The 23,851-nt window shown below is 69.1% G+C and carries 21 protein-coding genes and 1 tRNA gene; 7 read left to right on the top strand and 15 right to left on the bottom strand.

Annotation, left to right across the window (positions count from 1 at the left end; genetic code table 11):
* The first annotated feature begins 131 nt into the window (after positions 1-131).
* A complete protein-coding gene (locus tag ACFU8Q_RS01985; RefSeq protein ID WP_384446740.1) occupies positions 132-1,838 on the top strand; it encodes a GAF domain-containing sensor histidine kinase in 1,707 nt (568 codons plus the stop codon).
* Positions 1,839-1,932: 94 nt separating this feature from the next.
* Here the strand turns inward: ACFU8Q_RS01985 and ACFU8Q_RS01990 are convergent, their stop codons facing one another.
* From ACFU8Q_RS01990 to ACFU8Q_RS02015, 6 genes are all read right to left on the bottom strand, one after another.
* Positions 1,933-2,799 (bottom strand): Cof-type HAD-IIB family hydrolase, encoded by an 867-nt coding sequence (locus tag ACFU8Q_RS01990; protein WP_384446742.1) that lies wholly within the window; start codon positions 2,797-2,799, stop codon positions 1,933-1,935.
* Between the two features lie 233 nt (positions 2,800-3,032).
* Complete coding sequence (locus ACFU8Q_RS01995; protein ID WP_384446744.1) at positions 3,033-3,944, bottom strand: LLM class flavin-dependent oxidoreductase; 912 nt, start codon at positions 3,942-3,944, stop codon at positions 3,033-3,035.
* Positions 3,945-4,013: 69 nt separating this feature from the next.
* Positions 4,014-4,556, bottom strand: a complete 543-nt coding sequence (locus ACFU8Q_RS02000) for an RNA 2'-phosphotransferase (protein WP_384446746.1) — start codon at positions 4,554-4,556, stop codon at positions 4,014-4,016.
* 165 nt (positions 4,557-4,721) lie between these two features.
* Positions 4,722-5,702 (bottom strand): MerR family transcriptional regulator, encoded by a 981-nt coding sequence (locus ACFU8Q_RS02005; protein WP_384446747.1) that lies wholly within the window; start codon positions 5,700-5,702, stop codon positions 4,722-4,724.
* A complete protein-coding gene (locus ACFU8Q_RS02010) occupies positions 5,699-7,480 on the bottom strand; it encodes an SDR family oxidoreductase (protein ID WP_384446749.1) in 1,782 nt (593 codons plus the stop codon). Before ACFU8Q_RS02010 ends, ACFU8Q_RS02005 begins: the two co-directional genes overlap by 4 nt.
* A complete protein-coding gene (locus ACFU8Q_RS02015; protein ID WP_384446750.1) occupies positions 7,477-8,328 on the bottom strand; it encodes a M24 family metallopeptidase in 852 nt (283 codons plus the stop codon). The genes ACFU8Q_RS02010 and ACFU8Q_RS02015 overlap by 4 nt, the downstream gene beginning before the upstream one ends.
* 219 nt (positions 8,329-8,547) lie before the next feature.
* Here ACFU8Q_RS02015 and ACFU8Q_RS02020 point away from each other — a divergent pair, with 219 nt between their 5' ends.
* From ACFU8Q_RS02020 to ACFU8Q_RS02045, 6 genes are all read left to right on the top strand, one after another.
* Positions 8,548-9,633, top strand: coding sequence for an ABC transporter ATP-binding protein (locus ACFU8Q_RS02020; RefSeq protein WP_384446752.1), 1,086 nt, complete (start codon positions 8,548-8,550; stop codon positions 9,631-9,633).
* Positions 9,633-10,541, top strand: a complete 909-nt coding sequence (locus ACFU8Q_RS02025) for an ABC transporter permease (RefSeq protein ID WP_384446753.1) — start codon at positions 9,633-9,635, stop codon at positions 10,539-10,541. Before ACFU8Q_RS02020 ends, ACFU8Q_RS02025 begins: the two co-directional genes overlap by 1 nt.
* Positions 10,538-11,449: an ABC transporter ATP-binding protein gene (locus ACFU8Q_RS02030; protein WP_384446755.1), complete on the top strand. Its 912-nt coding sequence runs from the start codon at positions 10,538-10,540 to the stop codon at positions 11,447-11,449. The genes ACFU8Q_RS02025 and ACFU8Q_RS02030 overlap by 4 nt, the downstream gene beginning before the upstream one ends.
* Positions 11,450-11,479: 30 nt before the next feature.
* The gene (locus tag ACFU8Q_RS02035; RefSeq protein ID WP_384446757.1) at positions 11,480-12,199 is read left to right on the top strand and encodes an ABC transporter permease; all 720 of its coding nucleotides are present in this window, start codon (positions 11,480-11,482) and stop codon (positions 12,197-12,199) included.
* 343 nt (positions 12,200-12,542) lie between these two features.
* Positions 12,543-13,241, top strand: a complete 699-nt coding sequence (locus ACFU8Q_RS02040) for a hypothetical protein (RefSeq protein ID WP_384446797.1) — start codon at positions 12,543-12,545, stop codon at positions 13,239-13,241.
* A 309-nt stretch (positions 13,242-13,550) separates the two neighbouring features.
* Positions 13,551-13,638 (top strand) — tRNA-Ser (locus ACFU8Q_RS02045).
* A 54-nt stretch (positions 13,639-13,692) separates the two neighbouring features.
* Here ACFU8Q_RS02045 and ACFU8Q_RS02050 read toward each other — a convergent pair.
* The 9 genes from ACFU8Q_RS02050 to ACFU8Q_RS02090 all read right to left on the bottom strand — a co-directional run bounded on the left by ACFU8Q_RS02050 (position 13,693) and on the right by ACFU8Q_RS02090 (position 23,841).
* Positions 13,693-14,490, bottom strand: coding sequence for an HAD family hydrolase (locus tag ACFU8Q_RS02050; protein ID WP_384446759.1), 798 nt, complete (start codon positions 14,488-14,490; stop codon positions 13,693-13,695).
* Complete coding sequence (serS, locus tag ACFU8Q_RS02055; RefSeq protein ID WP_384446761.1) at positions 14,487-15,776, bottom strand: serine--tRNA ligase; 1,290 nt, start codon at positions 15,774-15,776, stop codon at positions 14,487-14,489. The genes ACFU8Q_RS02050 and serS overlap by 4 nt, the downstream gene beginning before the upstream one ends.
* Positions 15,777-16,595: 819 nt before the next feature.
* A complete protein-coding gene (gene pheA, locus ACFU8Q_RS02060) occupies positions 16,596-17,531 on the bottom strand; it encodes a prephenate dehydratase (protein WP_384446763.1) in 936 nt (311 codons plus the stop codon).
* A 27-nt stretch (positions 17,532-17,558) separates the two neighbouring features.
* Positions 17,559-18,803, bottom strand: coding sequence for an iron uptake transporter deferrochelatase/peroxidase subunit (efeB, locus tag ACFU8Q_RS02065; protein WP_384446799.1), 1,245 nt, complete (start codon positions 18,801-18,803; stop codon positions 17,559-17,561).
* Between the two features lie 149 nt (positions 18,804-18,952).
* Positions 18,953-20,902: a copper resistance CopC/CopD family protein gene (locus tag ACFU8Q_RS02070; protein WP_384446765.1), complete on the bottom strand. Its 1,950-nt coding sequence runs from the start codon at positions 20,900-20,902 to the stop codon at positions 18,953-18,955.
* Positions 20,903-20,916: 14 nt separating this feature from the next.
* The gene (locus ACFU8Q_RS02075) at positions 20,917-21,366 is read right to left on the bottom strand and encodes a copper chaperone PCu(A)C (RefSeq protein ID WP_384446767.1); all 450 of its coding nucleotides are present in this window, start codon (positions 21,364-21,366) and stop codon (positions 20,917-20,919) included.
* Positions 21,363-22,019 carry an SCO family protein gene (locus ACFU8Q_RS02080; protein WP_384446769.1) on the bottom strand — a complete coding sequence of 219 codons (657 nt, stop codon included), beginning with the start codon at positions 22,017-22,019 and terminating at the stop codon, positions 21,363-21,365. The genes ACFU8Q_RS02075 and ACFU8Q_RS02080 overlap by 4 nt, the downstream gene beginning before the upstream one ends.
* A gap of 63 nt (positions 22,020-22,082) precedes the next feature.
* Complete coding sequence (locus ACFU8Q_RS02085; protein WP_384446770.1) at positions 22,083-22,829, bottom strand: YcnI family protein; 747 nt, start codon at positions 22,827-22,829, stop codon at positions 22,083-22,085.
* A 208-nt stretch (positions 22,830-23,037) separates the two neighbouring features.
* A complete protein-coding gene (locus ACFU8Q_RS02090) occupies positions 23,038-23,841 on the bottom strand; it encodes a hypothetical protein (RefSeq protein ID WP_384446772.1) in 804 nt (267 codons plus the stop codon).
* Between the last annotated feature and the right edge of the window lie 10 nt (positions 23,842-23,851).

The raw sequence follows: 23,851 nt of genomic DNA on the forward strand, positions 1-23,851 counted from the left end.
GGGGAAGCCGTCGGCGTGCGGGTGTGAGCGGGATCGCGCAGGAGTTCGAGGGGGCCGTCGGCGTGCGGGTGTGAGCGGCGCGGTATGAAAGCTGACTTTCCTCACTAATAGTGACTAACTAGTCTCGGGGTATGCCAGAGCAGGACCCGAAGGACTCACTCGAAGCCGCGACCCGGGCGACCCGCAGCCTGCAGGGCCTGTCGACCGAACTCACCGCCCGGGTACCGCAGCTGTTGGAAGCCATGCGTTCCGTCGGCACGGGCCTCGAACTGCACTCCACCCTCGACCGGATCTGCGAGACGGCGGCCGAACTCGCCCACTCCCGCTACGCCGCCATCGGCGTCGTCGACGAGGAGGGCGAGGGGCTCTCCGATTTCGTCACCTACGGAGTGCCGGACGAGGTGGCGCACGAGATCGGCCGCCGCCCCGACGGGCACCGCGGACTGCTCGGCGCGCTGATTCACGACCCTGTCCCGGTGCGGCTCGCCGATCTGACGACCGATCCCCGGTTCGCCGGCTTCCCGCCCGGCCATCCCCCGATGCGCACTTTCCTCGGCGTCCCGATCCGGGTGCAGGGGGAGATCTTCGGAAATCTCTATCTCGCGGAGAAGAACGACGGAGGCGAGTTCAACGACTACGACCTGCATATGCTGCGGGTGCTTGCCACGGAGGCCGGGATCGCCATTGGCAACGCCCGGCTGTACGAGGCGGCACGCCAGCGTGAGCGGTGGATCGACGGGTCGGTGGCGGTGACCACCGCCCTGCTCTCCGGCGGTGACGCCGATGACGCGCTCTCCGTCGTCGCCGAACAGGCCCGCCATCTCGCCGCGTCCGCCGCCGGGATCGTGCTGCTGCCGGCCGAGGGAGGCGGCTTGGAGATCGTCGCCGTCTCCGCGGACGACTCCTGCGCCCCATTGGGGGTGATCATCGGGCCGGAGAGCCCGGTGGTGGCGAGGCTGCTGAGTGGCGAAGCGGTCTTCATCGACGACTCGGCCGCCGATCCCCGCATGATCACCAGGCTGGCCCAGCACTTCGGCCCGAGCATGCTGCTGCCCCTGCACAGCGGTGGACGGGTGCTGGGCGCGCTCGCCACCCCTCGCGCCCGGGGCGACCGGCCGTTCACGGAGACGGAGCGGACCCTCGCCACCCAGTTCGCCTCGCAGGCCGCGCTCGCGTTGATGATGGCCGAGGCGCAGCGGGACCGGGAGCGGCTCGCGGTGTACGAGGACCGTGACCGTATCGCCCGCGATCTGCACGACCTGGTCATCCAGCGGCTGTTCGCCACCGGAATGATGCTGGAGAGTGCCCAGCGCCGGTCGGTCGTGCCCGAGGTGCAGACGGGCGTCGGCCGCGCGGTCGACGAACTGGATGTGACCATTCAGGAGATCCGTACCGCGATCTTCGCGCTGCAGCAGGAACCGGCCGAGGCGCCATCCGGTTTGCGCACCCGCGTGCTGCGCGAGATCAACATGGCGGCGGTGCCGCTGGGGTTCAAACCCTCGCATCGCTTTCTCGGCCCGGTCGACTCGCTGGTCGGCGAGCTGACCGGCAAGAACCTGATCGCGGCGCTGCGGGAGGCGCTCTCCAATGCCTTCCGGCACGCGGAGGCCTCGTCGATCGATGTGGTCGTCGACGCGACCGTCGTACTGCCCGACGGGAGGGATGCGGTGCGGCTGTCGGTCGCCGACGACGGGGTGGGCATCCCGGAGGGCGGCCGGCGCAGCGGCCTGCGGAACCTGGCGCGCCGGGCGGAAGCGCTCGGTGGCGCGAGCTGGTTCGGGCCCGGCATCGGGGAGGACGGGCGTGGCACGACGGTGGTGTGGGAGGCGCCGATCTGAGGTCGCCGGGAGCTCAGGTGCCCGGCCCCGCAGGGGCGTCGGGGCGTGGGTTTCAGCGGTGCGTGTCGGCGTGGAGTGTCGGGAGCGGTGCGTTTCAGTGCGGGACGTCGGGCGCCCGGCGCTCGGCGAGGATGCGTTCGATGACGACCGCGACGCCGTCGTCGCCGTTGCTGGCGGTCCGGCCGGACGCGGCGGCGAGCGCGGCCGGGTGGGCGTTGCCCATCGCGTACGACGTGCCCGCCCAGCTGAGCATCTCCACGTCGTTGGGCATGTCGCCGAAGGCGACGACCTCGGCGGGCGAGATCCCGCGCTCGGCGCAGCAGAGCGCCAGGGTGCTGGCCTTGGAGACCCCCGGGCCGCTGACTTCCAGCAGGGCCGTGGGGCTGGACCGGGTGAAGGAGGCCCGGTCGCCGGCTGCCGTACGGGCCAGGGCGAGGAAGTCGTCCGGAGCCAGTTCGGCGTGGTGGGCGAGGAGCTTCAGTACGGGGGCGCCGGCGCCCGGTGTCTCCTCGTGGAGCAGCTTCTCGGCGACGGCGACGGTGGCACCCGGGTCCAGGTGGAAGGGCGGGTAGGCCGGCTCGTAGTGGATGCCGGTGGTCAGCTCGACGGCGAAGGAGGTGCCGGGGGCGGCGGCGCGCAGAGTGTGCACGACGTCGAGGGCGATATGGCGTGCCAGCGGGCGGACCTTGACCAGCTTGCCGTCCGCGTGCAGATCGGCGACAGCGGCGCCGTTCGCGCAGATCGCCAGGCCGTGGCCGTGGACATGGTCACTGACGACATCCATCCAGCGCGCCGGGCGTCCGGTGACGAAGAAGACCTCGATCCCGGCCTCCTCGGCGGCGGCGAGCGCGGCGATCGTACGGTCCGAGACGGTCTTGTCGTCGCGCAGCAGGGTGCCGTCCAGGTCGGTGGCGATCAGCCGGGGAGCGGCAGGCGAAGGCGAGTCGGTAGCTGAGGTCACACGCCCATTCTCGCGTACGACGGTGCACGGGAGTGCAGAGGGGCGCGCAGATGAGGATGCGCGCCCCTGACCGGTGAACATGCCTGACGCATATGCCAATGGGTTTGGTGCGAGCCGGGTCCGGTGCGAGCCGGCCATGCTCGGTGCGAGTCGGCCCGAGCTGGTCCGTACCGGGTCCGCGGGCTGGTGTGCCCGGGCCGCCCGAGCCCGCTCGTGCTGGTCCGGCTGTCCGGTCAGCGGCCGAGCTGGGACAGGCCCTCGGTGGCGATGCGCTCGAAGATCTTCTCGTCCGCGGCGAAGTCGGAGTCGGGGACCGGCCAGTGAATGACCATCTCCGTGAAGCCCAGTGCGAAGTGGGTGCCCGCGAAATCCACGAAGGCGTCGAAGGACTGCAGCGGACGGTCCGGCGTGAAACCGGTGAGAAGGATCTTGTCCAGCTCTGCGACATTTCGGCCGCTGGACTCGCAGGCCGCACCCAGCTTGGTGAGCTGCCCGCGCATGGCCTCCACGGACTGCTCGGGGGTGCCCGCTTCGTAGAGCTTCGGGTCGCCCGTGGTGACCCAGGCCTGGCCGTACCGCGCGGCGAGCTTCATCCCGCGCGGCCCGGTGGCGGCCACCGCGAAGGGCAGCCGTGGCCGCTGCACACAGCCGGGGATGTTCCGGGCCTCGTTCGCAGCGTAGAACCGGCCTTCGTACGTCACAGAGGGCTCGCGCAGCAACTGGTCGAGCAGCGGTACGAACTCGTCGAAGTGATCGGCCCGTTCGCGCGGCGTCCACGCCTCCTCGTCGCTCCGGCGCAGCGTCGTGGCGTCGAATCCGTTGCCGCCGGCGCCGATGCCGAGGGTGATGCGTCCGCGGGAGACGTCGTCCAGCGTGATGAGGTCCTTGGCCAGCGTGACGGGATGCCGGAAGTTGGGGGAGGTGACGAGGGTGCCCAGGCGCAGCCGCTGGGTGGCGGCGGCCGCGGCGGTGAGGGTCGGTACCGCACCGAACCACGGCCCGTCGCGGAAGGTCCGCCAGGCCAGGTGGTCGTAGGTGTAGGCGGAGTGGAACCCCAGATCCTCGGCACGCTGCCAGAGCTTTTGGCCCTCGCTCCAGCGGTGGATCGGCAGAATGACAGTGCTCAGACGCATGTCTACGACCATACGGGTCCGAGAACGGGTGTATCCCGCCTCCGGGGAAGCGCACAAGCCCTCGGCCTGCCGGTCGTCGGATCAGTCGCGGGAGCTCAGGAACGCAGGCGGCACGGCAGCGGTGAGCCAGACTCCGTTGGCGCTGACGTAGAAGGTGTGGCCCGCGCGGTGCAGGGCGCCCGCGTCCACGGACAGGACCACGGGGCGGCCGCGCCGGGCTCCGACCCTGGTCGCGGTCTCACGGTCGGGCGAGAGGTGGACATGCGTGCGGTTCATGGGCCGCAGCCCCTCCCTGCGGATCGCGTCCAGCGTGCTGCCCACCGTGCCGTGGTAGAGGTACGCGGGCGGCTCGGCCGGCGGGAGAGCGAGGTCCGCCGGGACAGTGTGGCCCTGGCTGGCGCGAATACGGTCGTTCTCGACGGCGAAGCGCTGTTTGTCGTTGACGGCGACTACATGGTAGAGCTCGCTCCGGGTGATCGGGAAGTTGTTGCGGGCCGTGGCGCGCAGCAGTTCGCCGATCGGCACCCAGCCGTTGGTGTCGAGCGAGATGCCGATCCGCTCCGGCTGGTGCCGCAGGTGTTTGGAGAGGTACTTGGACACCTTGACGGTGCGTCTTTCGTCCATTCCGTCAGAGTGCCCGCGGCGGTCGCTCACGCGCATCCGGATTTCACCCCGATTCACTACAGTAATTTTATTCGCTGTAGCAATTTTCGTCCACAGGTTTGATCCACAGCCAACTCAAGTTATCCACAGAGTAATTGGTGATTCTGTGGACAAGTGACGGAAGTCTCACCCGTTTTGGGTAATACGCTTTAGTTCACCGCTAGATGAGGCAAGCGCGTCCAATGTCCTTGATTGAACCTCGCGTTCTGCCGCAGCTGTGACGAAGGCGGACACGTTAGCCGGACCAACCAGGCGTTGTACGGACCGAATTGTCTCCGGTGGCAGATCCACCGAGCACGTCGCGGATGGTGAGGGGGCCGAGGTGAGCGGCCTGTCCGCGCCGAGGTGGTGTTGTAGATGCCTGGTGGCGAACATCCGCATCGCACGCGCCAGTTCGGCGTCCACCGTCTGCTGGGCGAGCGGGCGCAGCTTGCGCACCATCGTGGCCGCCTCCGCCGCGTCCGAGTCCGTCGGTGGGTGATGGCCGAGATACCGCGCGAAGACGTGCTCGGTGGTGAACTCCAGGAAGCGTGAGGCGATGTGCTCGACCTGGCCGCGAAGTTCCCTCAAATGACCGGAGATTGCGCCGAGAGGTACGCCGGCGGCGTGCAACTCGACCGCTACGGCCAGCTCTTGCGGGCTCGGGACCAGAAACTCGTCATCCCGCCCCGGTATGCGTTCGAGCACGCCGAGGTCCACCGCCTCGGCGACCGCCTCGTCGTCCGGGTTGCCGCCGAACCTGGTGTTCAGCTCGGCCCGGCTGATCCGGTCGGCCTGCTCGTCCGTCCAGGGGCCGTGCACCTCGGCAACGAGCCCGAGCACCCCGCCCAGGCCGCGACCCGTGTCCCAGGCCTCCAGGAGTTCCTTGATGCTGGCCAGGGTGTAGCCGCGATCCAGCAGATCGGCGATCTGCCGGAGCCGGGAGAGGTGGGTGTCGCGGTACACGTTGGCCCGGCCGCGCCGTTCCGGCGTCGGCAGCAGGCCACGGTCCTGGTAGGCGCGGATCGTCCGGACCGTCGCGCCGCTCGCATGCGCCAGATCCTCGATCCGGTACTCGGCGACGGCGGACCGGCCGACCGCCGCCGACGACTGCCCGCGGACGCTCACAGCGGCGGCTTCAGCCGGGCGATCCCGCGCAGCGCACCGGGGCTGAAACGGGACAGGAACCGGGCGCCGCGGGCCTCCGGTGTCACCGGCACGACGGCCTGGTTGCGCACCACCGCCTTGAGGATCGCGTCGGCGACCCTCTCCGGCGGATAGTTGCGGAGCCCGTACAAGCGGCTGGTCCGCTTCCGTAGCCGCTTCTCCTCCTCGGCGCCGGCACCGGCGAAGTGCGTCGTCGCGGTGATGTTCGTGTTGACGATGCCGGGGCATATCGCGCTGACCCCGATCGACCGGTCGGCGAGCTCGGCCCGCAGACACTCGCTGAGCATCAGCACGGCTGCCTTGGAGGTGCTGTAGGCGGGCAGCGCCCGGGAGGGCTGATAGGCGGCCGCGGAAGCCGTGTTGACGATATGGCCGCCCTGACCCCGCTCGGCCATCTGCCTGCCGAAGATCCGGCAGCCGTGGATGACCCCCCAGAGATTGACGTCGAGGACGTTCTTCCAGTCCTTGCTCGTCGTCTCCAGGAAGGAACCGGACAGGCCGATCCCGGCGTTGTTGACCAGGACGTCGACGATGCCGTACTCGCCGGCGACCTTCTCGGCGAGCTTCTCCATCGCCTGTTCGTCGCTGACGTCGACCGCTTCGCCCCAGGCGGCCGGGGAGCCGATCAACCGGGCCATCTCCGCCGTCCTGGCCGCCCCCTCCGCGTCCCGGTCCACGGCCACCACCCGGGCACCCGCCTCGGCGAAGGCGAAAGCGGTGGCCCGGCCGATGCCCCCGGCCGCGCCCGTCACAAGGACCAGTTGTCCGCCGAACCGGTCCGCGTACGCCCCGGTCGGCGCGGTGTCCTGCACCGGTCGGCCCTCGGCCCGTGCCGACTCGTTGGCGGCGACGAACTCGCTGATCCAGGAGGCGAGCCGGTCCGGCCTGGTGCGCGGCACCCAGTGCTTGCCATGCAGGGAACGGTGTACCAACTGCGGGGCCCACAGCTCCAGTTGGTCGTACAGCTTCTCCGACAGGAAGATGTCGCCGGTCGGTGTGATCAGCTGGACCGGAACATGCGCATAGGCGTCGGCACGCGGTCGGCGCAGCCGGGTTCGGACGTTGTCGCGGTAGAGCCAGGCGCCGTGCGCCGCATCGCTGGGCAGGGAGGGCGTCGGGTAGTCGCCCGCGGGCACCTTCTCCAGCCGCTGGAGGATCCGCGGCCACTGTCTGCCGAGCGGGCCGCGCCAGGCGAGCTCCGGCAGGACCGGCGTATGCAGCATGTAGACGTACCAGGACTTGGCACCCTGTCCCAGCAACTGGCCGACGCGGCGCGGGGTGGGCCGGGCCATCCGCTGCTTGATCCAGTGGCCGAAGTGGTCCAGGGAAGGCCCGGACATCGAGGTGAACGAGGCGATCCGGCCCTCGGTCCGCTTGACCGTGGCGAACTCCCAGGACTGGACCGACCCCCAGTCGTGCCCGACCAGATGCACCGGCCGGTCCGGGCTCACCGCATCGACGACGGCCAGGAAGTCATCGGTGAGCTTCTCCAGGGTGAAGCCCCCGCGCAGCGGCTTCGGCGCCGTGGACCGACCGTGCCCGCGTACGTCGTACAGCACGACGTGCCACTGATCGGCCAACTGCGCGGCCACGTCCGTCCAGACTTCCTTGCTGTCCGGGTAGCCGTGGACGAGGACGATCGTCGGCCGTGACTCGTCACCCAACTCGGCGACGCACAGATCGATTCCGCCTGTACGGACCCGGCGCTCGCGCGCCCCCGGCAGACTCTGCGGACTCATGCCGCCATCCTCTCCTCGGCCCAGCGCCGCACATGCGGCAGGTCGTCGTCCAGCCAGAAGGCGCTCTGTTCGGGGTCCTTGGAGTCGGTGACCACCAGGATCTCCTCGAACTTGGCGCCCGTACCCCGGAATCCGAGGTGGGGTTCGACCGCCCACAGCCCGGGCTGCGGCGGATGGTCGGAGAAGCGGTACGGACTCCACAGCGGCGACCAGCCGTCCCGGTGTCCGTGCAGTGCGTCGCTCACAAGTCCCTTGAGCGACTGGGTGCCGAAGCCGAACACATGCGGGGACCAGCGACGCTCGGTGACGCGGTCGACCTTGTGCGCGATGACGCCGAAGGGGTACGCGCGATGTCTGTTGGCGTACCCCTGCTTGATCATCAGGCGTTCGACGTCCTCGTAGATCTCACGCAGCGGACGCCGCTCCCGCACCTCGCGCAGAATCAACTCGCGGTGGACTTCCAGATCGGCCAGGAGCTTGTTGTGCAGCGGGTTGAGCCCGAGGCAGCCGGAATAGCCGATGTCCGCCGTGAAGCCCTTGTACACCGGGGCCATGTCGAGGATGAACGGCATCCCCGGCTCCAGCTTTCGATGGGTCGGGAAAAACTGCAGGGGCACCTTGAAGCCGGCGAAGGCCGTGCGGTCCCCGAACCAGGCAAAGGGGAGGTGGAACCAGTCCCGCACCCCGCGCTCGCGCAGCCAGTCGCGCTGCATCCGGGCCGCCTCGCGCTCGGTCACCCCCGGCCGGAGCCGGGCCGCGACCGCCTCCGCGCAGTCGTACGCGAGACGCTGCACTTCTCTGAACCCCCGCAGTTCCGGGGCCTGTTCGTCCTTCACTGCCGAGGTCATGCCACCGTCCGTTCCCTGCCGTGTGCGGTACGTGTCCGTAACGTGACACTGATGAATGTGACAATGTCCGACGACTACGTCAAGGGGTGTGCGGAGACCTGTGGACAACTCCGCCCCGGCCCCGCCTCGACTCCGGCCCCGGCCTCGACTCCGGCTCCGCCCCCGACTCGAACCCCTCCCTTGTGGTGACCCCTTACGGGTCCGTACACCTGGAGTCTGATGCGGATCCAGCCGCCTGGGCTGACGCCCACTGTGGCCCGCGCCACTATCTTCGAAGACGTGACTGTGATCGCGACCGAAAGCCTGAGCAAGCGGTTCCCCCGGGTGACCGCGCTTGACCGGCTCTCCTTGGACATCGGACCCGGTGTGACCGGCCTGGTGGGTTCCAACGGGGCCGGCAAGTCCACATTGATCAAGATCCTGCTGGGTCTGTCCCCCGCCACCGAAGGCCGGGCCGCGGTGCTTGGGCTCGACGTCGCCACCAGTGGCGCCGCCATCCGGGAACGGGTCGGCTACATGCCCGAGCACGACTGCCTGCCACCGGACGTCTCGGCCACCGAGTTCGTCGTCCACATGGCGCGGATGTCCGGACTGCCACCGACGGCGGCGCGCGAGCGGACCGCCGACACCCTGCGCCACGTCGGTCTGTACGAAGAGCGCTACCGCCCCATCGGCGGCTACTCGACCGGCATGAAGCAACGCGTGAAACTGGCCCAGGCGCTGGTCCACGACCCGCAACTGGTGCTGCTCGACGAGCCGACCAACGGCCTGGACCCGGTCGGCCGCGACGAGATGCTGGGGCTGATCCGCCGCGTATACACGGACTTCGGCATCTCGGTCCTGGTCACCTCGCACCTCCTGGGCGAGCTGGAACGCACCTGTGACCACGTCGTCGTCATCGACGGCGGCACACTGCTGCGCTCCAGTTCCACCAGCGACTTCACCCAGACCACCACGACCCTCGCGGTCGAGGTCACCGACAGCGACGCCCACCCGGACGGCACCGACGCGCTGCGCCGGGCCCTCACCGGGGCCGGCGTCAAGCTCGTGGGCCACGACGGTCTCGACGGGCAGGGGCTGCCCGGCGCGGGCCACATCCTGCTGATCGAGGCAACCGGCGAGGAGACGTACGACATCGTGCGTGACAGCGTCGCCGGGCTCGGACTCGGGCTCGTACGGATGGAGCAGCGGCGCCATCACATCGCCGAGGTCTTCCGTGTCGAAGGGGAACCGCAGGCCGCAGCCGTGGGACAGACCGCGCCTGCGGTCGTCGGGGCCGTACAGCAGGAAGGGAGCGGTCGGTGATGAGCACTGAGACCGGGGCCGTGAGCGGGAGTGAGACCTCCCGGATCCACAACATCGGGTACCGCTCCTACGACGGCGCGCGGCTGGGCCGCGGCTACGCGCGGCGCTCGCTCTACTCGCAGTCCCTGCGGGGTTCCTTCGGACTGGGGCGGTCCGCCAAGTCCAAGGTGCTGCCGATGCTGCTCTTCGGTGTGATGTGCATGATCGCGGCAATCATCGTCGCCGTCGCCATCGCCACCCCGGGGAGCACTGCCCTGCCGATCAAGTACACGGCGTACGCGATCTATCTGCAGGCCGTCATCGGCCTCTTCCTCGCCGCGCAGGCACCCCAGTCGGTCTCCCGGGACCTGCGTTTCAAGAGCGTGCCGCTGTATTTCTCACGGCCGATCGAGCGGGTCGACTATGTCGTCGCGAAGCTGACTGCCATGGCGTCCGCGCTCTTCATCCTCACCGGGGCGCCGCTCGTCATCCTCTATGCGGGCGCGCTGCTCGGGAAGTTCGACTTCGTCGAACAGACCAAGGGGTTCGGACAGGGGATGGTGTCGGTGGCGCTGCTCTCCGTGCTCTTCGCCGGTCTGGGGCTGGTGATGGCCGCGCTGACACCGCGCCGTGGTTTCGGTGTCGCCGCGGTGATCGCCGTGCTGACCATCTCCTACGGCGCGGTCTCCACGGTCCAGGCCATCGCCTGGCAGACGGACTCCGCCGGGGCCATCGAGTGGCTGGGGCTCTTCTCCCCCATCACGCTGATCGACGGTGTGCAGACCGCGTTCCTCGGAGCCAAATCGGCCTTCCCCGGAGGGGAAGGCCCGGGGGCCGGGGCCGGCGTGGTCTATCTGATCGTTGTTCTCGCGCTCGTCGCCGGCTCGTACGCCGTACTGATGCGCCGCTACCGGAGGGTCGGGCTGTGACCACCATCGAGATCGACCACACCTCGCGCTGGTTCGGCAATGTGGTCGCCGTCAACGACGTGAGCATGACGGTGGGCCCGGGCGTCACCGGGCTGCTCGGCCCCAACGGCGCGGGGAAGTCCACGCTGATCAACATGATGGCCGGCTTCCTCGCCCCGTCGACGGGCACCGTCACGCTCGACGGCCAGACGATCTGGCGCAACGAAGCGGTGTACAAGGAGATCGGGATCGTGCCCGAGCGGGAAGGGATGTACGACTTCCTGACCGGCCGCGAATTCGTCGTCGCCAATGCCGAATTGCACGGGCTGGGAGACGCGGAGGCGCAGAAGGCGCTGGCCACGGTCGAGATGGAGTACGCGCAGGACCGCAAGATCTCGACGTACAGCAAGGGCATGCGCCAGCGCGTGAAGATGGCGTCCGCGCTGGTCCACGAACCGTCGGTACTGCTGCTCGACGAGCCGTTCAACGGGATGGACCCGCGCCAACGGATGCAGCTGATGGAGCTGCTGCGACGGATGGGGGCCGAGGGCCGTACGGTGCTCTTCTCCTCCCACATCCTCGAAGAGGTCGAACAACTCGCCTCGCACATCGAGGTGATCGTGGCGGGACGACACGCGGCGTCCGGTGACTTCCGGAAGATCCGCCGACTGATGACGGACCGCCCGCACCGCTATCTCGTACGTTCCAGCGACGACCGCGCCCTTGCTGCCGCGCTCATCGCCGACCCGTCGACGGCCGGTATCGAGGTGGACCTGGGCGAACAGGCCCTGCGTATCCAGGCGGTCGACTTCGGGCGCTTCACCGAACTGCTGCCGAAGGTCGCACGTGAACACGGCATTCGCCTTCTGACCGTTTCGCCGTCCGACGAGTCCCTCGAATCGGTCTTTTCCTATCTCGTAGCGGCCTGAGTAGTGGCCTGAAAGGAGCTGTGAAGCGTCATGTACGACCCCACAGTCGCCCGGCTCACCTACCGGGCCCTGCTCGGCCGGCGCCGGGCCGCCATCCTCTTCGTCCTGCCGGCCCTGCTGGTGATCATCGCCGTCGCGGTACGGACGTTCGCCGGAGCCGATGACCAGGTCGCCTCGGATGTGCTGGGCGGCTTCGCCATCGCCACGATGGTGCCGCTGATCGGCGTGATCGCCGGTACCGGAGCCATCGGTCCCGAGATCGACGACGGATCGATCGTCTATCTCCTGGCCAAGCCGGTGAAGCGGCCGACGATCATCTTCACCAAGCTGATCGTGGCCATCGCCGTCACGATGGTCTTCTCCGCGCTGCCCACGCTGGTCGCGGGGCTGATTCTCAACGGCAACGGCCAGCAGATCGCGGTGGCGTACACCATCGCCGCACTGGTGGCCTCGATCGCGTACAGCTCGCTGTTCCTGCTGTTGGGCACGGTCAGCAGGCACGCGGTCGTCTTCGGCCTCGTCTACGCCCTGGTGTGGGAGGCCCTGTTCGGCACCCTGGTGCCGGGGGCGCGCACGCTCAGCGTGCAGCAGTGGTCCCTCGCGGTCGCAGAGAAGGTCGGCGGCGCGGGCACGATCACTTCCGACGTCGGGCTGCCGGTCGCGACCGTCCTGCTGGCGGCGGTCACGGTCGTGGCGACCTGGTACGCGGGTCAGAAGCTGCGCGCGCTGAAGCTCGCCGGGGAAGAGTGACCGGGGGCCCTCCGGACATTTCCCTTCGGACACCTCGCCCCGCGTTCTGTTTCTGATCACTGCCGCCCTCGTCAGTCATCAACCCTCGCCTTCAGGGCGGGGGTTGCTGCATTTCGGACAGTAGTACGCGTAACTGTACGGTTATCGGTTCGTTGGGCAGGGTGCGTGGAGGCAACTGGAATCCGTGGCGTCGTAGCTTTCGTGAAACAGGGATTGCCGATGCAGGCGAGGGAGTACCCCCGTCGGGTCGGTCATCGAGTGAGTGGCAACCGTGAGCGTCCTCCGCCCCTCAAGCCCGGGACAGGGCTGTCCAACGTCGGTTTCACGATCGGAAGGCATGCCCATGCCCACGGAAGCAGCCCTACTCGAATCGCGTGCGCTGCGCGTCGAACAGATGGGGCGCATCGAAGTCCTCGACAAGGTGAAGAGCCTTGTCATGCTCCCGGACGGAATTCACCTTCGCACAGAGGATGTGGCTCGTTACTTCGAAGCATCCACAACCGCTGTCAGGAGGCTCACCGACCGCCATCAGGACGAGCTCGTGGAGAACGGGATGCGCGTGCTCCGGGGTGCTGAGCTGCGCTCCTTCCATAGCGACATGATGTCGCTATGGGTGGGCGAGGCGCCGGAAAGTTATCCACAGGCGGCGACCCAGCTTCGGCTCTACACCCGCAGGACCGTCCTCAACGTTGCGATGCTTCTTCGCGATAGCGACATCGCCCGATGCGTCCGTACGTATCTGCTCGACGCCGAGCAGGACCTGCGCGCGGGCTACGCCTCGCTCGAACACCGCGTCACCCGGGTCGAGAGCTGCCTCGCCGGAGTGGGCAGCGCCCTTCAGGAGCTCGGGCCCGTCCTCAACCGGATGTCGCTCCGGCTCGACAGCCTCGACCGGAGGCTGGACGTCACACACCAGGTCGTCGGGGCCATGAGTGTGCGGCTGGGGCACGTGTCCGAGGACCTCGTCCGTATCGACGGCAGGATGGATGATCTCGCCCGCCACCTGAAGGATCTGAGCCGCCGAGGCAGCAAGCAGCGCTGATCCGGCGGGTGTGCGCGGCCCTTCGGTGCTGCCCGGAAATTGGGTGGCACCGAAACGGCTCGCCGGGCACAGTAGTCGGTGCAGCACATGCCGAAGTCGGCGCAGAACGCCCCGACAGGATCGTCCACAAGCCGACATGCACTCCACAGGCCGGGAGAGGAGCGCGACGATGACCGAGAGTCCGAGTCCGTCGAGTTCCCAGCAGGGCGGGCCCGAGCCGGCACCGGAGTAGTCACCGGCGACTCCGCCGTGCCGATCGGAGCAGGACGCCCGGGGCGGTTTCTCTGCGCATCGCGCGGCCGCCCTCCCGGAGGATTGGCCGAGTGGTAAGGCAGCGGCTTGCTAAGCCGTCGTCGGGGCGGTGAACCCCGCGCGCGTTCGATCCGCGCATCCTCCGCAGCAGCAGCGCCGTCGAGTACGACCAGCCGTACGGGTACGGGCACCCGTACGGCTACAGCAGCTGCTCCAGCACCACAGCGATGCCGTCGTCCTCGTTGGAAGCGGTGATCTCCTGGGCCACGGCCTTCAGATCCGCATGCGCGTTGGCCATCGCGACACCCCGCTGCGCCCAGGCGAACATCGGGATGTCGTTCGGCATGTCGCCGAAGGCCAGGGTGTCCGCGGCCGTCACGCCCAGTCGGCGCGCGGCCAGTGAGAGTCCGGTCGCCTTGCTCAGCCCCAGCGGCAGGATCTCCACCACGCCCGGACCGGCCATGACCACGTCCACCAGGTTCCCGACAGCCGCTCGCGCGGCCTTCGCCAGTGCGTCGTCGTCGAGATCGGGATGCTGGATGTACACCTTGTTCAGGGGAGCCGACCACAACTCGGCCGGGTCCTTGGCGAAGACGGCCGGAAGGGGGCCTTCCTGTACGCGGTAGCCGGGACCGACCAGCACATCGCCGTCGAGCCCGTCGCGGCTCGCCGCCAGTGCCAACGGGCCGACCTCGGCCTCGACCTTGGACAGCGCGAGACCGGCGAGCTGCCGGTCCAGCGTCAGCGAGGTCAGCAGCTTGCGTTCGCCCGCGTGGTAGACCTGCGCGCCCTGACCGCAGACCGCGAGCCCCTCGTAGTGCAGGTCGTCCAGGATGTGCCGGGTCCACGGGACCGCGCGGCCGGTGACGATGATGTGTGCGGCACCGGCCGCGGTGACCGCGGCCAGCGCCGCACGGGTGCGCTCGGAGACCGTGTCGTCGTCACGCAGCAGCGTGCCGTCGAGATCGGTCGCGATGAGCTTGTACGGAAAGGTCACTTGGCGACCGGTTCCAGAACCTCGCGCCCGCCCAGGTACGGCCGGAGCACCTCCGGCACCCGCACCGATCCGTCGGCCAGCTGGTGGTTCTCCAGGATCGCCACGATCGTGCGCGGGACGGCGCAGAGCGTGCCGTTCAATGTCGCCAGCGGCTGGAGAACCTTCTTGCCGTCGCGTGTTTCGCGCATCCGGACGGACAGGCGGCGCGCCTGGAAACTGTTGCAGTTCGATGCGGATGTCAGCTCGCGGTACTTGCCCTGCGTCGGGATCCACGCCTCGCAGTCGAACTTCCGGGAGGCCGAGGCCCCCAGATCGCCGGTGGCGACATCGATCACCTGGAAGGGCAGATCAAGAGCGGTGAGCCACTGCTTCTCCCAGTCCAGGAGCCTGCGGTGCTCGGCCTCGGCGTCCGCCGGGTCGACGTACGAGAACATCTCGACCTTGTCGAACTGGTGGACGCGGAAGATGCCTCGAGTGTCCTTGCCGTACGTACCGGCCTCGCGGCGGTAGCACGGCGAGAAGCCCGCGTACCGCAGCGGCAGCTTGTCGGCCTCGATGATCTCGTCCATGTGGTACGCGGCGAGCGGGACCTCTGAGGTGCCGACCAGGTAGTAGTCGTCCTTCTCCAGGTGGTACACGTTCTCCGCGGCCTGGCCGAGGAAGCCGGTGCCTTCCATGGCGCGCGGGCGGACCAGCGCCGGCGTCAGCATCGGGACGAATCCGGCCTCGGTGGCCTGCGCGATCGCCGCGTTGACGAGGGCGAGCTCCAGCAGCGCGCCGACACCCGTCAGGTAGTAGAAGCGCGAACCGGAGACCTTCGCACCGCGTTCCATGTCGATGGCGCCGAGCATCTCGCCGAGCTCAAGGTGGTCCTTGGGCTCGAAGCCCTCGGCCCCGAAGTCACGGATCGTGCCGTGGGTCTCCAGGACGACGAAGTCCTCCTCGCCGCCGATCGGCACGTCCTCGTGGACGATGTTGCCGAGCTGGAGCATCAGGCGTTTCGCCTCTGCGTCGGCCTCGTCCTGTGCCGAGTCGGCCGCCTTGACGTCGGCCTTCAGCTGCTCGGCCTTCTTCAGGAGCTCGGCGCGCTCCTCGGGCGAAGCCTTGGGGATGAGCTTGCCGAGCGCCTTCTGCTCGGAGCGGAGTTCGTCGAAGCGGACACCGGACGACCTGCGCCGTTCGTCGGCGGAGAGAAGGGCGTCGACGAGCGCGACGTCCTCTCCACGGGCGCGCTGGGAGGCGCGAACACGGTCGGGGTCCTCACGGAGCAGGCGAAGGTCAATCACCCCTCCAGGCTACCGGTGTGTGCTTCTCCAGCTCGAACCGATATTGCCAAGCGTGTCATTTTGCCCGAATTGCCTGAATTGGTAATGCTGGCGGGTATTGCAATGACGGGACTTGATCCCGGTCGAGCGCAGTCGACCCCGATCGTTCTCGGCTGTCAATAAAAAAGAGTTTATTCCCCTGAATGGGGCGGAAGGTGTCAGCCGGCTTGACGCATCTGCCGTGCGTGGAAGGGTAGTTGGCGCTCACTTGTCCACAGGTGTGGGCGCTTCTCGAAGTTATCCACAGGCTGTGAAGAAGAGTTGTGGATACTGGAGGGGATCGTTCCGAAAGTCGCTTCAGGACTCATGGATCACCCGTTCAAACCCGCTTCAGACGCTCGTTCGGGTGGGAATTCTCCATCCTGAAGAGTTGATCAGCGGAATTGGGGCGACACGGGGCTTCCCATGCAACCTGTCGGTCTGTGGACGCATCTGGGGCGGCTGGAGCGATATGTCGACCATGTCGGATTGGGGTGCTGGCGAGTGTCGACTTGTCCCCAGGTCGAGAACCACCCCTGTGGATAACTCTGTGGATACCGAGAACCGGCAGAACAGATCGGCGGATGCTCGGATCGGCAGAACGGATCGGCGGATAGTCACCGGTAGATGTACGGACGCGCCGCACTGGTGGCTGTACGGACGCGCCGCGGTACTCGTGGTGCACCCGGGCCGACATCCGGGACGGTCCGGACCACTGGCTCTGCCCTGCCCTGCGCTTCCCCGCCCCGGCCGCGACCGCCGATCCCCGACCGCCGGCCCATGGCCGCCCGCCCGGGACCGTCAGCCCCGGCCGTCCAGATTGCGGGCCAGCCAGTCGGAGGCCTCGGTGAACTCCGCGTCCGACGTACCCGCCCGCAGCGGCCGTACGTCCTCCCGTACCACCCCGGCCCGTGGGTACGACCCGAGGAACCGCACCTTCGGGCAGATTCGCTTCAGCCCCATCAACGCCTCGCCGACCCGGCGGTCCGCGATGTGCCCCTCGGCATCCACCGCGAAGCAGTAGTTCCCGATTCCGGCCCCCGTCGGCCGCGACTGGATCAGCATCAGGTTCACCCCGCGCACCGCGAACTCCTGGAGCAGTTCGAGCAGCGCGCCGGGGTGGTCCTCGCCCAGCCAGATGACCACCGATGTCTTGTCCGCACCCGTCGGTGCCGCCGGCCGGGCCGGACGGCCCACCAGGACGAACCGGGTCTGCGCGTTCACCGCGTCATGGATCTCGGTCACCAGCGGTTCGAGACCGTAGGTCGCCGCTGCGAACTCACCGGCGAAGGCGGCGTCGTACCGACCCTCCTGCACCAGCCGGGCACCATCGGCGTTGGAGGCCGCGGACTCCCACACGGCGTCCGGGAGATGGGCGGCCATCCAGTTGCGCACCTGTGGCTGCGCGGCCGGGTGCGCGGTGACCGACTTGATGTCCGACAGCTTGGTACCGGGCCGCACCAGCAGCGCGAAGGTGATGGAGAGCAGCACCTCGCGGTAGATCATCAGTGGTTCGCCGGTGGTCAGCTCGTCGAGCGTCGCGGTGATGCCGCCTTCCACCGAGTTCTCGATCGGTACGAGTGCTGCCGCGGCCTCGCCGTTGCGCACCGCGTCCAGAGCCACCGGTACGGAGACCATCGGGACGAGTTCGCGGGTGGCGGCTTCCGGGAGCGTACGGAGGGCGACCTCGGTGAAGGTGCCTTCGGGGCCGAGATATGCGTAGCGCGTGGCGGACATACCGTCACCCTAATGCGCCCCGGTCGCTCAGGACTCCAGGAGCCGCTGCCCCACGTACTCGCCGTCCGCCGCGCCGCCCGGCACCGCGAACAGGCCGCTGGTCTCGTGCCGGATGAACGGCGACAGGGCATCGCCCCGGTCCAGCTTGCGCTGCACCGGAACGAATCCCCGCAGTGGATCCGCCTGCCAGCAGATGAACAGCAGCCCCGCGTCCGGCGTGCCGTCCGCCGCGATGCCGTCGTGGTACGAGAAGGGGCGCCGCAGCATGGCCGCGCCGCCGTTCTTCTCGGGGGAGGAGATCCGGGCGTGGGCGTTGTCCGGGATCAGGAGCTTGCCGTCGGGGCCCGCCTTGTCGAGGTCCATCGCGGTGGTCTCGGTGCCGCCGCTCAGCGGAGCGCCGTCCTTCTTGTGGCGCCCTATGACCTGTTCCTGCCGATCCACCGAGAGCTTCTCCCAGTCGTCGAGCAGCATCCTGATCCGGCGCACGACGGCGTACGAGCCGCCGGCCAGCCAGTCGTACTTCTTGTCCGTCCCGTCCGGGACGAAGATGCGCCGGTCGAAGTCGCTCTCGGCGGGCTCGGGGTTGTTGGTGCCGTCGATCTGGCCCATCAGATTGCGGGCGGTCATCGGCCGCGCGGTGGCGCCGGGGCTGCGGTTGAAGCCGTTCATCTGCCAGCGGATCCGTGCGGCGGAGGCGGCCTCCTTCTGCACGGCACGCAGTGCGTGGAAGGCGACGAGCGCGTCGTCGGCGCCGATCTGTACCCAGAGGTCGCCGTCGGAGCGCTTGGCGTCGATGTGGTCGGAGGAGAAGGGCGGCAGCGGGTCGAGTCCCGGTGGCCGGTGGCCGACCAGGCCCGTGCGTTCGAAGAAGGTGCGGCCGAATCCGAAGGTGACGGTCAGCGAGGACGGTCCGGCATCCAGCGCGATCCCGGTGTCATGGGCCGTGCCGTCCGCAGCACCGCTGTCGGCGGTTTCGCCGGCCATCAGCCGCCCGGCCACGGCCGACCACCGGCGCATCAGGGCAGCCGCTTCCTTCCGTCCCGCGCCGGGCGCCAGATCGAAGGCGACGAGATGGCCGCGTGCCTGAAGCGGAGTGGTGATCCCCGGTTGATGTTTCCCGTGAAACATCACCTGGGTGGAGCCGACCGCGGTCAGCGCGGTCGGCTCGTCGGGCCGGGTCGCGGCATAGCCGGTCGCACCGCCTGCCACGCCCAGGACCAGCCCGGTCGCACCGGCTGCACCGGCGCTGCCGAGCAGTCGCCGCCGGGAGATGACACCGCTGCCGGGGGCTCCGCGGTCCCTGCCGCCTGCGGAGGTCTTGCCGTCGCCGGAGGAGGTCCCGCGGCTGTTTGCGCCGACCCTGCCGGCTCCGCTCGTCCCGCCGGTTCCGCTGATTGCGCTGTTTCCACTCACGATGCTGCTCAGCCGATCTTCACGTTCTTGTCGATGGTCGTCTGATCGATGTCCGACGTGCGTACGGTCACCGCGACCTTCCAGTTGCCCGCCATCGGGATCTGGACGCCGCTCGCGGTCCAGTGGCCCTCGGTGAGCCGGACCGGGGTGACGGGAAGCGGGCCGATGTCCTTGGACTCCAGAGTGAAGGCGAGCTTCAGTTCGGGGACGTCCATGGCCTTGCCGTCGGTGCTGTCGACCCAGATGTGGATCTCATTGGTGCCGGTACGGGCGGGCTCGACGTCCATCCGTACTGTTCCCTTGCCGTTCTGGCCGCCCGTGTCGAAGGGCAGCGTCAGATTGACCGGGCCTTCGGCTGCCGGGGCGGATGCAGCCGTCGACCCGCGGGCCGCTTCCTCCTCGGTACGTCCCGGCTCGGTCGAGGTCAGTACGGTCGTCACGGCCAACAGCACCACGGCGACCCCGACTTCCGCCAGCACCGAGCGGCGCAGTCCGGACCGGTCGGGGTCGGCATCGCGGACCCGCTTCTTCTCGGCGGTGGCCACGGCGGCCTTCTGCCGGGCGAGCTGAGCTGCCCGCGCGGGGTCCTCGACGGCGGACGACGGCGTGGTCGGGGGCCGGGCCTCCTCGACCGCGACTTCGGCCCCGGCCTCCGCTCCCACCGCGTCGGCTCCGTTCGTGACCAGTCGTGCGGTCCAGCGGCGCGAAATCCAGGCGATCCCGATCAGGACGGCGACGAGCCCCACCTTCACGAGCAGCAGTTGCCCGTAGCCGGTGCCGGTCAGCGCGGACCAGGTGCCGACCTGGCGCCAGGACTGGTAGATCCCGGTGGCGGCGAGTACGAGCACGCTGCCGAACGCGACACGGGAGAAGCGCCGTACGGCCGTCGCTCCGATGTCCGGCGTCCGGTACAACGCGACCAGCAGGGCCGTCAGCCCGCCCAGCCAGGCGGCGACGGCCAGCAGGTGGAGCACGTCGACCGGCATGGCGATGCCGGGCTGGATCCCGGTCGAGGCATGTTCGGCGAGCGCCCAGGTCCCGGCGATCCCGGCGGCGATCACGGTGCCGCCGATGGCCAGTCCGAAGGTGAGGTCCTTCTTCTCGCGTTCGTCCTCGCGCTTCGCGTACGTCCCGAACAGCACGGCGATGAAGAGTGCGGAAGCGCCGAGCAGCAGCAGCCGGGATACGAGCGCCGCCCCGGGCTTGGTGTCGAGCACTGCCTTCAGGCCGTCGAGGTCGAAGGCGTCCGCCAGTTTCCCGGAGCCGGTGTACGGGTTGCGCAGGAGCAGCATGGCCAGGGTGGCCACGGTGAGGGTCATCCAGCCGCGTACGACCAGGCGTTGCAGCGGGCGTGCGCCGGCCCCGCGCTGCCAGCAGGCCAGCACGAAGGCCGCGCCCCCGGCCAGCAGGATGAATCCTGCGTACGCGGCGTAGCGCGCGATGCCGTAGAGGGTGCCGACGAGGCCGCCCCCGGCCTCGTCCGCGGGGAGGGCGACGGTGGTCTTGGAGGGGGCTCCGATGGAGAAGGTGAAGGCGCCCGAGACGGGGTGGCTGTCCGCGGAGACGGCCTGCCAGGCGACGGTGTACGTGCCGTCGGGCAGTCCGCTGTGCAGCGAGACTCCGTACTTCACGGTGGAGCCGCTCTTCAGATCACGTGGTGCGGCGCCGGTGTCGGCGCGTTTGCCGTCGGGGTCCAGGACCCTGACGGAGCTGTCGCTCATGGCGACCTGTTCGGAGAAGGTGAGCGTGACCTGCTTGGGCGCGGTGTCGACCACCGCCCCGTCCTGCGGATCGCTCCCGGTGAGTGCGGCATGCGCGGACGCGGGGCCCGCGCCGCCGAGCAGCAGGCCGAACACCATGCCGACGAGGGCGGCGAGGAGTGCGGCCGCGGCAAGCGGTCGGCGCGGTGCGGGAGCGGCCGGGGGCGGTCCGAAGTGCGGGGCGGCGGTGGCTGTCATGGCGAGTCAGTCCCTCACTGCTTCTTCGGGTTGTAGGTGGTCTCCTTCACGGGAAGGTCGACCTTTATCGGGTCGGCCTTCTCGAAGTGCAGCTCCACGGGCACGTTCTCGCCCCGCTTGGGCTGCTGCTTGAGCTTCATGAACATGATGTGGCTTCCACCGCGTTCCAGATCCAGTTCGCCGCCCGCGGGCACGTCGAAGGACGTCACCATGCGCATCGTCTGGTTCTTCGTCTCGTGGATCGTGATGTCGTCCGAGAGGGAGCTGGTGACCGAGGTGAGCCGGTCGGAGGTGCCGCCGCTGTTCTGTATGACGAGGAAACCGGCCGCCATGTCGCTGACGGGCTGCGGCATGAACGCGCCGGTCACCTTCAGTTCGGGCTTGCTGTCCGAGGACGAGCACCCCGCCAGCGTCAGCCCGGTGGCGAGGGCGACGACGCCGGCGAGGGTGGTGCGGCGGTTCACGGGTTCTCCCCCTTGACGATCTTGGGGAGGTCCTTCGTGTAGTCGTCGGGCGAGGTGTCCTCGCTGTACACGAGGTAGCCCTTGTCGGTCTTCGGGGAGAACGCGATCACCTGGGACCCGTGCATCGAGACGATCGTGCCGTCCTTCTCCTTCTTCGGCGCGTCGATGCCGATGCCGATCTGGCGTGCGCCCGCCTGGATGGTCGGGAAGTCGCCGGTGAGGCCGATGAAGGAGGCGTCCTGGGACTTGAGCCAGCTGCCGAGCGAGGACGGGGTGTCCCGTTCGGGGTCGGTGGTCACGAAGACGACCTGGAGCTTTTCCTGGTCGGCCTTGGGGAGCGACTTCTTGGCGATGGCGATGTTGCTCATGATGAGCGGGCAGACGTCGGGGCAGTTGGTGTAGCCGAAGTAGATCAGCGTCGGCTTGCCCTTGGTCTGCTCGCGGAGGTCGTACTTCTTGCCGTGGGTGTCGGTGAGGACGAGGTCGGGCTTGGTGAACGGCTGGTCGAGTACCGTCGCGGCCTTGGTCTTGGGCTGGACGGACACATCGGCGATGGGTTTCTTCGCGCCGCTGTCGTCGCTGCTCCCGCAGGCGGACAGGGTGAGTGCGGCCGCGGCGACGAACGCCGCGGCCAGCACAGATTTCTTACGCATGGAGCACTGATTCCTGATGGGTCGGTGGGGCTGTGGGGCTGCGTGGGACTGGTGGGGCTTTGGTCAGGCGGCGCGGCGTCGGCCTGCGAGGAAGCCGAAGGCGACACCCGCGGCGCCGATGACGATGCCGACGATGCCGAGGACACGGGCCGTGGTGTCGCTGGAGGACGCGGCCGCCGCGGCCGTCGTCTGCTTGTCCGCGGTCTGCGCGGTGGCGTCGGCACCGCTCTTGTCGTCGGCGCTCGCGCCGTGCTCGTCGGTGGTTGCCGCGGTCAGCTTGAGGACCGGTGCCGGGCTCTCGGGCTCCTCGGCCCCGTCCTTCTGCTCCTCGATCCAGCGGACGACTTCCTTGTTGTCGTACGTCTGGATGGCCTTGAACACCAATTGGTCGGCGTCCTCGGGGAGCTGGCCGATGGAGAGCGGGAACTGCTGGAAGTCGCCCGGGCGGATGCCGCGGTCGTTCTTGTCGCCCGTGGCGGTCCAGGTGACCTTGGAGACGGCCTCGTTGATCTTCTGGCCGTGCATGTCCAGCGGCTTGGCCAGCTTGCTCTTGGTGACCTGGACGTCCCAGCCGGGCACGGCCTGCGGCATGACGGAGGCCAGCGGGTGGTCGGTCGGGAAGTTGACCTCGACCTTGGTCGTCGAGGCGTCGTCGCGCTCGTTGGGGACCTTGAAGTTGACGGTGGCGTAACCGCCCTTGGCGGCCTCGCCCTGCGGCTGCACGCTGACGTGCGCGGAGGCCGTACCGGCGAGGATCAGGACGGTGGACGCGGCGACGCCGCCGGCGAGGGCGATGCGGGAAACGTTCATGACAGGGATCACTCCACAGAAGCACGAAGAAAAGGTGGTCCGGCGCGCGGCTGCGCGACGGCATCGCGACACCTCTTCCCCACATGCGGCGTACGTGCACGACATGTGCGGCACCGACTTGCACGACACCGGCTCAAACGCGCCGGGTGGTCCGTGCGTCGAGTGGTGCGTGCGTCAGTGGTGCGTGCATCGGGCGGAGGATGTCGCGTCAGGCTGCGAGTGCGTATGCGGGTGGCGGCCCGCGCCTGATCACCATGTGCTGCAAGGGGTCCCCGGTGGCGGGGGCCGGGGCGTCGGCCGCGGTACGGAGGGTACGCGGCCCGGTCGTCGGGCCCCCGGGAAGCCCGGCGCGCAGGGCGTTCACGAGCGCGAGCGCGGCGCGCAGCGCACGCAGCCGGGCCCCGGCCGCGATCTGTTGGGCGCCGTGTGCGGACAGCCGGGCCAGCCGGAACAGGGCGATCTCGCCGCGCCGCAGCAGCCAGCCGCTGGCCACGGCGGCCAGCAGGTGGCCGAGCAGCATGGGCAGGCTGGGCAGCAGACCGGCGAGGCCGGCCGAGTCCGAGACGGCTGCGGAGGCCATGTGCTGGTCTCCCCGGGCCGTCACCGACGCCGGGTCGATGCCCGCGGCGGTGACGATGCGGTGCGCTTCGGCGGCGTTCAACTGTGCCGGTCCCATGCCGCACACGAGGCTGGCAGCGAACCGGATCAGTGGGTCGTCGCCCGGCGCGGTGTGCGTCGGGGCGGGGTGCGTCCCCACGCCGAAGAGGGTGTGCAGGGCGACCTGTCCGCCGGCCAGTGCGGCGACGATGGACGGCAGCGAGCGCTCGCGTCCGGCGAGCGGTGCCACCACTGCGAAGACCCCCAGGAATCCGGCGAGCAGGGTCCACCAGGGGACGGCCGCGCAGGAAGCCAGGGAGTGACCTGTCGCGGACAGCGCGATGCAGACCGCGGTGAACACCGCGGCCCTCAGGAGCCGCAGACCGGCTCCGGCGCGTGCGACAGGCATAGACATGGCGGAGCCA

Origin of the sequence: Streptomyces sp. NPDC057543 (genome assembly GCF_042801895.1) — a bacterium.
Classification (GTDB): Bacteria; Actinomycetota; Actinomycetes; order Streptomycetales; family Streptomycetaceae; genus Streptomyces.